Raw genomic sequence first — 11,100 nt, forward strand, 5'->3', positions numbered from 1 at the left:
TGGCTTCGAGGCGCGATTATCGAGCTCGTGTTCCGTCGCAGACGATTTTGAGTATCGTCAGGAGCCATGTGGTCCTTGTCCCTGGAACCGGCGCCGACGCTTCACTCAGACACTCCGCCGCCTGAACGTCTGCGCGGTGAAGCGCGCATCCGCGTGCGCCAGGCTGGAGTGTGCGACACGGATCTGCAGCTCGCTCGGGGTTACATGGGGTTCAAAGGGATCCCTGGCCACGAGTTCGTGGGTGAAGTGATCGAAGCCGACACACCGGCGCTCGTGGGTCAACGGGTCGTCGGTGACATCAACGCGGGCTGCGGGGAGTGCGCGGATTGCTTGAGTGAGCACCTGTCAGGCCATCACTGTCGCCGCCGAAGCGTGCTGGGTATCCTCGGGCGCTCGGGCGCGTTTGCAGAGGAACTGTGCCTGCCGGAGCGCTGCCTGGTGACGGTGCCTGAGGGGGTGAGGGATGAGGCGGCGGTCTTTGCGGAGCCGCTGGCTGCGGCGCTGCACGTGCTCGATGAGTTGCCGCAGGGATTCAGTGCCGCAGACACGCTAGCGGCACCTGCCGTGGTGCTCGGTGACGGCAAGCTCGGACTACTGATCGCTGCGGCGCTCGCTGGCAGTGGGCTCCACGTCGCGCTGATCGGTCACCACGAGAGCAAGCTCGCGATGCTGCCTCAGCTGTGTGAGCCGAGCCGCGTGCGGGGGCACCTGGAGCGAGAGCTGGATGCGGACTCCAAGCTCGCAGAGGCGCTCTCTGGTTCACCCTTGGTGGTGGAAGCGACCGGATCGGCGAACGCGCTCCAGCGCGCCTTCACGTTGGTGCGACCCCGCGGCACGGTCGTGTTGAAGACGACGGTGGCTGACCCGCTGAGCCTCGATCTGGCGCCAGTGGTGATCAACGAGCTCAAGCTCGTAGGCTCACGCTGCGGGGACATGCGCCGCGCGATAGCGGTGCTCGAGCGCGGTGACGTCGTGCCTCACCCCCTGATCCAGGCTCGCTATCCCTTGCAGCAGGCGGACAAGGCCTTGGAGCATGCTGGGCGCAAAGGCGTGCTCAAGGTGCTGATCGAGCACTTGGCTGCGTGAGCCAGACGCAAAAACGGCCACGCTCCGTGTAGGAACGCGGCCGCTTTGCCTGGTGAGTGGAGGCTCAGACGCCTTCGATGATGCCGTTCAGGGTGTTGCTCGGGCGCATCGCCTTGAAGGCTAGGTCGTCGTTCGGCTGGTAGTAGCCGCCGATGTCTTGCGCCTTGCCCTGGGCGCCGTTCAGTTCCCCGAGGATCTTCTCCTCGTTGTCCTTGAGCGCCTTGGCAACGGGCGCGAAGCGCGCCTGCAGGCCCTTGTCCGTGTCCTGGGCGGCCAGCGCCTCGGCCCAGTAGGCCGCGAGGTAGTAGTGGGTGCCGCGGTTGTCGAGCTCGTTCACCTTGCGAGACGGCGCCTTGTTCTCCATCAGGTACTTGGTGTTCGCCACGTCAAGCGTATCCGCGAGGAGCTGCGCCTGGGCATTCTTGAAGGTGGCCGCCAGGTGCTCGAAGGAGACCGCCAGCGCCAGGAACTCACCCAGGGAGTCCCAGCGCAGGTGCCCTTCCTGCTCGAACTGCTGCACGTGCTTCGGCGCCGAACCGCCAGCGCCGGTCTCGAACAGGCCGCCGCCCGCCATCAGCGGCACGATCGAAAGCATCTTCGCCGAGGTACCGAGCTCGAGGATGGGGAACAAATCCGTGAGGTAATCACGCAGTACGTTGCCGGTGACGCTGATGGTGTCCTTGCCGTCCTTGATGCGCGCGAGGGAGAACTTGGTCGCCTCCACCGGGCTCTTGATCAGGATTTCGAGGCCGCTGGTGTCGTGATCCTTCAGGTAGGTCTCCACCTTCTTGATCAGCTCAGCGTCGTGGGCGCGCGCGGAGTCGAGCCAGAACACCGCCGGCGTGCTGCTGGCGCGAGCACGAGTGACCGCGAGCTTCACCCAGTCCTTCACCGGCGCGTCCTTGGTCTGGCACGCGCGCCAGATGTCCCCGGCCTCCACGTCGTGGCTGAAGAGCTCCTTGCCGTCGCCGTCGACGACGCGCACCTTGCCCGCGCTGGCGATCTCGAAGGTCTTGTCGTGGGAGCCGTACTCTTCGGCCTTCTGCGCCATCAGGCCGACGTTGGGCACGGAGCCCATGGTGGTCGGGTCGAAGGCGCCGTGCTCACGGCAGAAGTCGATCACGGCTTCGTACACGCCGGCGTAGCTGCTGTCCGGGATGGTCGCCTTGGTGTCTTGGAGCTTGTCGTCCTTGTTCCACATGCAGCCCGAGCTGCGGATCATCGCGGGCATGGAGGCGTCGACGATCACGTCGCTCGGCACGTGCAGGTTCGTGATCCCCTTGTGGGAGTTGACCATCGCGAGGTCGGGGCCTGCGGCGTACGCAGCCTGAATGTCGGCTTCGATTGCAGCCTTCTTGTCGGCGGGCAGGCTCTGGATCTTGCTCACGACGTCGCCGAAGCCGTTGTTCGCGTCGACACCGAGCTCGGCGAAGGTCGCCGCGTGCTTCGCGAACACATCCTTGAAGAACACCTTCACGCAGTGGCCAAAGATGATCGGGTCGCTGACCTTCATCATCGTCGCCTTCATGTGCAGCGAGAACAACACGCCGGTCTTCTTGGCGTCGGCAATCTGTTCCTCGAGGAACTTAACCAGCGCGGCCTTGCTCATGCAGGTGCCGTCGATGATTTCACCGGCTTGCAGCGGGAGCTTCTCCTTCAACACGGTGACGCTGCCGTCCGTGGCGACGTGCTCGATGCGCGCCGTGGTCGCGCTGCCGATCGTGGCGGAGCGCTCGTTATGGCAGAAGTCGCCAGCGCTCATGGTGGAGACGTGGGACTTGCAGTCCTTGCTCCACTTGCCCATCGAGTGCGGGTTCTTGCGTGCGTACTCCTTGACGGCCTTGGGGGCGCGGCGGTCGCTGTTGCCTTCGCGCAGCACCGGGTTCACGGCGCTGCCCTTGATGCGGTCATAGCGCGCCTTGGCTTCCTTCTCGTCGTCCGTCTTCGGTTCCGCAGGGTAATTCGGCACGGCGTAGCCGTGAGCTTGCAGCTCGGCGATGCAAGCGTGCATCTGGGGCACCGAGGCGCTGATGTTCGGCAGCTTGATGATGTTCGCCTCGAGGTGCTGGGTCAGCGCTCCGAGCTCCGCCAGCGCGTCGGACGCCTGCTGCTCAGGCTTCAGCTTCTCGGGGAAAGCCGCCAAGATACGCCCAGCCAGCGAGATATCTCGCGTCTCCACTTCCACCCCAGCCGCCTTCGCGAACGCCTGGATGATGGGCAACAGCGAGTACGTCGCCAGGGCCGGAGCTTCGTCAGTCTTGGTGTAGATGATCTTCGGATTCGTCATGGTGTTCGAGACTCGGCGGCGCAGCGCACCCCATGGCGCGACGCGGGCGAGGACGCTTGACCTAACTCAACCCGCGCGACGCGGCTAGTGCTTGGCGAACAGCTCAAAATGCGCGCAATTTGCGCGGGTTTGGGGGTGAGGAGCGGCGTTTCGCGCGGCATTTCTGACCACGCATCGACGCTTTGCGCGTGACGTCACACGTGCCCGCGGCGTCCCAGCCGTGCGCATCATCGCGGCTCGGCGGGGCGCGCGTTCACTAGCTTACGACGACAGGACCACCACGTGAGTCCCGCGCAGAGCAGGCCGGCGACTATCGCCAGGCGCCCCACGTCGAGGGCGATCCCGAAGCTCAAGACAACGCGCGACTCGACGTGTCCGGTGGGCCGAGCGGCAACCGCAACTGCGCACACGTGAACCAGGGCGGCAACGTGCGGAAGGAGCAGAGCAAACGCAGGAAACCGGTAGCGCCCCACAGTCACCGCGGCAGTACCGAAACCGAGCGCATACGCTCCCAGAGCCCAACGCGGCAAGAGAGAGCCGGTCATCAGCACGCTGCTCAGCGGAGCTGGCCCTTCAATCTCAATGAATCGCCACGCGATCCAAAGCAGCGCCATCCCACATACCACACACACAGCACGGAAACGACCCCACGGTCTCGAAGGCTCGACGCGCTTTCTGCCATCGACGCTTGGTCACCTTCCCGCGGTGCTTCATTGGGTAACCAAGGTGTAGACGATAGCCTCGACCAGCGTCTCAACCAAAGGCGGCTCCAACACCGCTCACCGACTACACCCGACGCGTTCCGACGTCACTTCACGTCCAGCGATCGTCAATCGCTCAGGGACAACCAGAGCCCTCTTCCAAGGAAACGTACGCGTCGGGTGCGTTCGGATCCTCGGTGTACACCACCACGGGGAGCGTGCCGGGTAGCCAGGTACACTGTACACCCTCCGCGCCGCATTCCACGCCCGCGGCCGACCCGTTGACGAGCTTCCACGGCGGGTCGACACGGAACGTTACCGAGGACGGCGAAAGCGGGCTGCTATAGATCGTGTAGCGGCGCACAACGGGAGAGCAGCAAGATGCATCCTGCACCGCCGCAGGCAGGTGAATGAGCGCCGGATAGAAGTACACGACGAACGCGAGATCGTTGGCGCACGTGGAGTCGCAGCCGCCGTCCTTCAGCCCGACGCACGGGTCGTCGCTGGTGCAATCGATCCGATACGCGTTGCCGCATTCATCCGTCCCCCCGACGCCGCCGACACCCGCCGCTGCAGCGCTTCCCGCTGCGCCACCGCTGCCCGCAGAACCGCCAGCAGCACCCCCGCCAGACGTGCCAGCGCTTCCCGCTGCGCCCGTGTTTCCCGCTGCGCCCCCGACTCCCCCAGCACCCTTGCACTCGCAAGTCGGTCCAGTATCGCCACAAACGGTTGTGCCCATGAGGCCTTGGGGACACTCGCAGGGAACGTCGGCCTCACACTCCGTTGCGCTTGTAGACCCGGAGTCACAACCCGCGACCCACCAAGCCACGAGCAGCGCGCTAGCGCCGAGGCGCCTCCCAATCCCCCGATCCACGCCTTCGGATAGCGCAATCCCTTACGGGAATACAAGCGCGCCCGAGGAGTGCGACACAAGCTCAGATCTGCTTCTAGCCTTCGTCGGCGCGGCGCTTGCTCTGCTCCTTACAGATCCCTTCCGCCACTTCGAGCAGACGATTCTCACACGGAAATAATCGTGCCGGTCCGCACTCCGACACTGTCGACCAAAACCAGCCGAGGAGCCCTACGGAGAGCTGCCCTAACTCGCCCAACCCTTGAGCCGAAGCCGAGGTCACGCCGAGGCAAGTGACGAGCGCCGAGGCGGCTCCCACGAACGAACGCCGCGCCCTTGCGCGGACCAGCTCACGCGTTCTTATCGTCGCCCCTACTTGGTCAACGCCCCGTGCATCAGAAGGTAGATCTCGGGGTCGTAGAAGGTCTGGAAGTGGCCAACCTTCTCCTTGCAGAGGCCGATGTTGGTGGCGCCGGGAACGATCGAAGTGGTGTAGGGCTGGATGTATTCGTCGTTGCACGTGTAGATCGAGGTGACAGCCACATCAGCCGGGAGTGGCTTGGAGTTGACGGCCCGCAAGAAGTCGCTTCCCGGTGACAGGTCGTACAGCGCCGGCCACCCCGCGTACTTCGCCGCGACGGGCGCCAAGTCGATACCGTTGTGCGGTGACACGAAGGTCACCAGCCGGTTGATCTTCGTATTACCCCCCAAAGACTGGATATAATACCTGGCAATCACGCCAGCAGTACACTCCGCGAGGACATCGATTTTCTCGAGTCCTGTGTCTAAAAGGATCTGTTCGATGACGTCACCCAGATCGGCACTCGCGTCGAACAAGTCGTAGCTCAGCAACTCGGGTGGTTCGTAGACAATGGGGTCAAAACCATCGCGCTCGAGCCGCGCTGAGATGGGTCCGAACCATTCCGCGGGGATCGTGACCCCGGTGACGAGCAAGACGGGGCGTCGCTCCGGGAGCGGCTCAGGCCCCGGCTCGAGCTCGTCGATCTGGAGCTTGTCCTGATAGGCGGCAAGGTACTTGTCCCCCCAGTACTCCGGCTGCCGTTCCTCTTGTGAACAAGCAGCGAGTGACGTAAGAAGAGGCAGAGCAAGTAGCGTGCCATACTGACGGAGGCGTCTTGAGACGTTCGATTGAATGTTCATTCGGTTGCTCTTTAGTGCCGAGCGCTCGGCTGTGCAACCACTATTCACGTGGAAAACGCGTGTGGGTGGTGACCCATGACTGAGGCCGGGCGACCGACAAAGCGCGACGCGATCCTTGCGGCGGCGGTGGAGTGCTTCGCTGAGCGCGGCTTTCACGGCACCGCAGTTCCAGAGATCGCCAAGCGAGCACGCGTCTCGACCGGCACGCTCTACCACTACTTCTCGAGCAAGGAGGAGCTGGTCAACTCCCTCTACCGCGGTTGGAAGCAACAGGTTTGGGATCGCGTATACGCCGTCTTCGATCCCGACGCTGGCGCAGAGGCGCAGTTCTCGAAAGCGCTCCGCGTCATCACGCAGATGGCTGTGGAAAATCCGGCGATGGCGAACTTCGTCGAGCTACACAATCACGCTGCGTATCTGGATGATGAGAGTCTCGCGCTAGATAAGCGATTAAGAGATCTCGCACAGAGCGGTGTAGTAAGTGGCCAATCTGCAGGGATATTGAGAGACGGCAATCCCGTAGTCTTGATGGAAGCCGTCTTTGGCGCGTTCGCCGGCGTCATTCGTGCGCACCTCGAGGGTCGAATCGTCGTCGACGACAGACTCACCGACTACCTCGAAGGCGTCTTGTGGAGCATCATCGCGAAGGATAGCTGAGGCGCGGCGTACAGGCTCCCCACGGCTGGAACCAAAGACCAGCTCGGCCTGACCAAGCCCGTTTAATTTTCCACACGGTTACTCTGGACAACTCGACTTCTGGCCTGACCATCCCGGGAAAGCCATGAGGACTCATTGCTCACTCTCCTGCTCATCGAGCAAGCCGAGGCCGTCGGGTTCACCCTCGAGGAACGCGACCCACTCCTTAGACGCGCCACTCGCCCTCGCCTCCTCCAGCATCGAACACACCTTGGCTGCCACTCGTGCTTTGTCCTTCGTGGACAGTGGGTCCAGAATCGAAACCACGTTCTCAAGTTGATTCAGCGCGTCGTCAGGATCGAGGACGTCATCCGAGCAGAGCTCGTAAAAGCCGGTCAGCTGGACAAGCACCTCGACTAAGACCTCGACCAAGCGCTGGTCCGACTCTGGGCCACTCAATTCCTCATCGTCACTCGCGAGGCCAAGACGACTTGGGAGTGCCCTAAGCACCTGTAACCAACCCGCTCCGTCACTCCGCGCTGCAGCGGCTTCGGCCATGGCAGCGAGTTTCGCCCGAATGCGTGCCCGTTCCTCTGCAGTGAGCGGCTCGAATGCAGCGCGCGCTTGGCCGAGCTGCGGCTCTGCGTGCTGCTCGCCCACCTCGACGCCCGACCAGCGCGCGAGGTTGCCAGTCATGTAGACGATGGCCTCGGTCAGCGTCTCAACTAGCTCGTCTGCACTCCTCATCGATGGTCTTCGCTCCTGATGACCGCAACTCGCTCCGAGAGCTAGAAGAACTGGATCTTGGAGTTGATCGCAGAGACAGCCCGCTCGCCGCGCTTCCCGAATCGAGTGGCGCTCGTGCCCACTGTGCGAAGTCGCGGGTGGTTGGCGATCACTGGCACCAACTCCGCGGTCGCCTGGGGAGGCAACGCGAGATCCTGAAGCTGAGGGAACGCCTCAAGCAACCACCGGATCCCGCTGTCCGTGACTAAGGTCTTGCGCAGCATGATGCTCTTGAGCTTCGGCAAGCGGGCAAGCTGCTTGAGTCCTCGATCCGTGATTTGTGCACCAGTGAAATTCACATAGGTGAGCGCGGTCATGCCCCTCACCTCCTTGAGCTTCGCGTCGGTGACCGATGGGCCCTCGAAGAAGCCCAGGTCGGCGCGCTCGGAGGTCGCACCACCCGTTGCCTCTTCCGCGGGGATCACACCGCCGTAGTCGTCGGAGCAAACCAACTCCCCTGATTCGAGCCCAGTTGCGACGCGCCCCAGCAGCTCTCGCAGGGAGGCCGCGACTACGCCTCGTGCGGGGTCATCGTGGAGCACGCGAACCACTTGGCCCCGGCGTCCGCCTTTGACCGGCGAGAAGTCCAGGCACAGGACATCGCCGGCTCCGTTCTCGCCGACGGGAAGCCAGCCCTCGTGCCACCACGCGGCGCGCACCCCGCGCGCTGCAACCACAGACGCGTCATCAAACGCGCCGCCGCGCAGCAGTTTTCGCCAGCGCCTCGCATCCGCGAGGGACTCTCGCAGCGACATCCAGCGAAAAGGCCCAGCTTCGTCCTCGAGGACGGCACAGCCACGCTGCCCGTCATGAACCTCGTACGCCGCCTTTGCTGTTCCCAGAGAGAAACCGGCGGCGACAACCGAGTCGAGCGTGGCTTCCGACGCGGCTGCTTTGAACCGGGGGCTAACTTGAGCGAACTCTTGGATTCGCTCGAAAACTGTACGCAACGGGCGCGTTCTCATGGGACGTCACCGATGCGCATCGCTCGCCCTCACCCTTCGTCGCCATCAGCGCGGCGCTTGCTCTGCTCCTTGCAGATCTCTTCCTGGCGCTTGGGGCAGCTGATTCGCACGTGGAAATGGTCGTCGTGGGCGCTGGAGTTCGCGGGCTGCTTGAGGAGCACCGCCGCCTTGTTCACGTAGCTCTTGAAGCGCTTGTCGTGGCGAGCGAAGTCCAGCAGGCGCTTGCGGAGCGGCGTGGAGACGAACACGTGGCTCAGGCCAGCGCGGTTGTCGTCGACCCAGCTCTTGACGAGCAGCCAGTTACGGTAGTCGTCGAACTGTGCACCGCTACCGTCCTTGGCTTTCCCGTTGGCGTCGAAGGCCACCATGCTCTTCGCGTCGATGGGCTTGCCCTTGGCGTCGAGCTGATAGAAGGCCACGTCGGCGTCGCGGCCGCTCTGGTGACTGGCGTGTCCGGTGAGAGAGCCACCATTCTTTGCGGAAATGTCGCCGACCAGTAGGCGCGAGCCGCGCGCGGAACGACCGATTTGCTTGGCGGTGCGCTTGAGCATCAGGATCAGCGCCGGGTGACCGTAGGCGCGGGCGGAGCTCCGAACCCGAACGTACTTGCTCGACTTGAGGCGCTTGGCGCGCAGCTGAAAGCCGTCGTTCGGATGACCGACGCTGAGCGACATCAAGGAGTAGGGCGACTTGCGGAACTTCTCCGGCAGCTTCTTCTCGAGCTCGTCTTGCTTGCTCCCAGCGACTGCCGGCAGGCTGAAGGCGAGCGCAGCAAGTACGCTGCAACACATCGCCGCGAACACCACGATGGCTCTGGAACGCCGCACCTCACCCCCAACCCGAACGCGTGACTCACGCGCCAAGCCGGCTCTTTGATTCGCGCCCGGGAGACCCGAACAATTAACAATTTCCGCAGAATGTTTGATCTCGCGCCTCCCTCGATTGGCGATGGCGATGGTCCCGTAGGCCCCCGCAGTAGTGTCCTGTCTCCGTAGTTCGCTGCAAAACTCGCCCGCCCCCTCAAAGCGCGGGCGCTCGAGTTTTGCGCCTTCGCGCTACTTTTGAGACGAGGAAACGCTGTGTTGATTTGTTCGGCGAATCACAGATTCGCCTCACTAGCAGTCCTCATTGGACGTGCAAACGCTCGGGGCATTCTGCAAAAGTCCCAAGCTTTTTGTGCGGTTGATCTAGCATGCGCGCCATGTCGGGCGACGGGGAGGCAGAGGCGCCGCAGGGCTATCCGTGGCTGCGCTTGTTGCTCGGCCCGTTGATCGCGGCGATAGCCTATTTCCTGGCTCGGTATGCTGGGCTCGCGAATCCCGCCGCCTTCACCGCCGGCGTGACGGCGTGGTGTGCGCTGTGGTGGGTGACGGAGCCAGTGCCGATCCCGGTAACGAGCCTCTTGCCATTTGCGCTGTTTCCGTTGTGCGGTGTGCTCGATCATGGCGAGGTCGCGAAGGCCTATGGTCACACGCTGATCTTGCTCTTGCTCGGTGGCTTCGTGCTGTCGACGGCGATGGAAAAGAGCGGCGCTCATCGCCGCGTGGCCCTCGGCATGGTGCGCTTGGTGGGCGGGCGAGGACGCCGCTTGGTGCTTGGCTTCATGCTAGCGACGGGCCTCACCAGCATGTGGATCAGCAACACAGCGACCACGCTGATGATGCTGCCAGTCGCTCTCGCCGTCATCGAGCGCGACGAGAGCAATCGCCTCTCAGCGCCGCTGCTGCTCGGGATCGGCTACTCCTCGAGCATCGGCGGCCTCGGCACACCCGTTGGCACACCGCCGAACGTGATCTTCATGGGTGTGTACAAGCAGCTCACGCACACCGAGGTGAGCTTCGTCGATTGGATGAAGATCGGCGTGCCGGTGACCTTGCTGCTCATCCCAGCGGCTTGGTTCCTGCTCACTCGTCGCCTCGGGGAAACGGGCACGGTCACGATCCAGAAGCTCGGTCCGTGGCGCAAACCCGAGACGCGCGTCCTGATCGTGTTCGCGATCACCGCGGTGCTGTGGATCACCCGCACCGAGCCGGGCGGCGGCTGGGCGGGCCTCATCGGCCAGAAAGGCATCGGCGACGCGACCATCGCGCTCTTCATGTGCGTGGTGATGTTCGTCTGCCCGGATGGCGAAGGTGGGCAGCTCCTCGACTGGCCCACCGCCAACAAGATCCCGTGGGGTCTGCTGATCTTGTTCGGTGGCGGCATCGCCATCGCCAGCGCCTTCGAGAAATCGGGGCTCAGCAAATCCCTTGGTGGCGCGCTCAGTGGCCTCGCCGGAGCGCCGTTGATCCTGACCATCGCAGGCCTGTGCCTGGCGGTGACGTTCCTCACCGAGGTAACCAGCAACACCGCAACAGCCACGCTCTTGATGCCCGTGCTCGGAGCGGCGGCGATTGCGGCCAACATCGATCCGAAGCTCTTGATGGTGCCCGCGGCGCTCAGCGCGAGCTGCGCCTTCATGCTACCCGTCGCGACCGCGCCCAATGCGATCGTGTTCGGAACCGGTCAGGTCAAGGCGGCGCGCATGGCCCGTGAAGGTTTCTGGCTGAATTTAGCCGGTGTCGTGATCGTCAGTCTGTGTTGCTACCTGCTCCTTCGGTGAAGCCGGGCTTGCACCGCGTGCGGCGC

General features: G+C 63.7%; 10 protein-coding genes. 3 read left to right on the top strand and 7 right to left on the bottom strand.

Annotated elements, in window-relative coordinates; all coding sequences use genetic code 11:
* The first annotated feature begins 66 nt into the window (after positions 1-66).
* The gene (locus H6718_03750) at positions 67-1,086 is read left to right on the top strand and encodes an alcohol dehydrogenase catalytic domain-containing protein (GenBank protein MCB9584481.1); all 1,020 of its coding nucleotides are present in this window, start codon (positions 67-69) and stop codon (positions 1,084-1,086) included.
* Positions 1,087-1,150: 64 nt separating this feature from the next.
* Here H6718_03750 and H6718_03755 read toward each other — a convergent pair whose 3' ends face one another.
* From H6718_03755 to H6718_03770, 4 genes are all read right to left on the bottom strand, one after another.
* Positions 1,151-3,373: an NADP-dependent isocitrate dehydrogenase gene (locus H6718_03755; GenBank protein MCB9584482.1), complete on the bottom strand. Its 2,223-nt coding sequence runs from the start codon at positions 3,371-3,373 to the stop codon at positions 1,151-1,153.
* A gap of 227 nt (positions 3,374-3,600) precedes the next feature.
* Complete coding sequence (locus H6718_03760; protein MCB9584483.1) at positions 3,601-3,987, bottom strand: hypothetical protein; 387 nt, start codon at positions 3,985-3,987, stop codon at positions 3,601-3,603.
* A gap of 223 nt (positions 3,988-4,210) precedes the next feature.
* Complete coding sequence (locus H6718_03765; GenBank protein MCB9584484.1) at positions 4,211-4,813, bottom strand: hypothetical protein; 603 nt, start codon at positions 4,811-4,813, stop codon at positions 4,211-4,213.
* 483 nt (positions 4,814-5,296) lie between these two features.
* Positions 5,297-6,085 (bottom strand): hypothetical protein, encoded by a 789-nt coding sequence (locus tag H6718_03770; GenBank protein MCB9584485.1) that lies wholly within the window; start codon positions 6,083-6,085, stop codon positions 5,297-5,299.
* 75 nt (positions 6,086-6,160) lie between these two features.
* Between H6718_03770 and H6718_03775 the strand changes: the two genes are divergently transcribed.
* Entirely contained in the window at positions 6,161-6,742 is a 582-nt protein-coding gene (locus H6718_03775; GenBank protein MCB9584486.1) for a TetR/AcrR family transcriptional regulator, read from the top strand.
* A gap of 132 nt (positions 6,743-6,874) precedes the next feature.
* Here the strand turns inward: H6718_03775 and H6718_03780 are convergent, their stop codons facing one another.
* From H6718_03780 to H6718_03790, 3 genes are read right to left on the bottom strand one after another with little or no spacing between them, the layout of a single operon-like run.
* On the bottom strand, positions 6,875-7,468 hold the full coding sequence (locus H6718_03780; GenBank protein MCB9584487.1) for a hypothetical protein: 594 nt from the start codon (positions 7,466-7,468) through the stop codon (positions 6,875-6,877).
* Between the two features lie 41 nt (positions 7,469-7,509).
* Entirely contained in the window at positions 7,510-8,457 is a 948-nt protein-coding gene (locus tag H6718_03785; GenBank protein MCB9584488.1) for an SMI1/KNR4 family protein, read from the bottom strand.
* Positions 8,458-8,501: 44 nt separating this feature from the next.
* Positions 8,502-9,299 (bottom strand): penicillin-insensitive murein endopeptidase, encoded by a 798-nt coding sequence (locus H6718_03790; protein ID MCB9584489.1) that lies wholly within the window; start codon positions 9,297-9,299, stop codon positions 8,502-8,504.
* A gap of 374 nt (positions 9,300-9,673) precedes the next feature.
* Between H6718_03790 and H6718_03795 the strand changes: the two genes are divergently transcribed.
* Positions 9,674-11,074, top strand: a complete 1,401-nt coding sequence (locus H6718_03795) for an SLC13/DASS family transporter (GenBank protein ID MCB9584490.1) — start codon at positions 9,674-9,676, stop codon at positions 11,072-11,074.
* The last annotated feature ends 26 nt before the right edge of the window (positions 11,075-11,100 follow it).

It is taken from the genome of Polyangiaceae bacterium (assembly GCA_020633205.1).
In the GTDB taxonomy this organism is placed as follows: Bacteria; Myxococcota_A; Polyangia; order Polyangiales; family Polyangiaceae; genus JAHBVY01.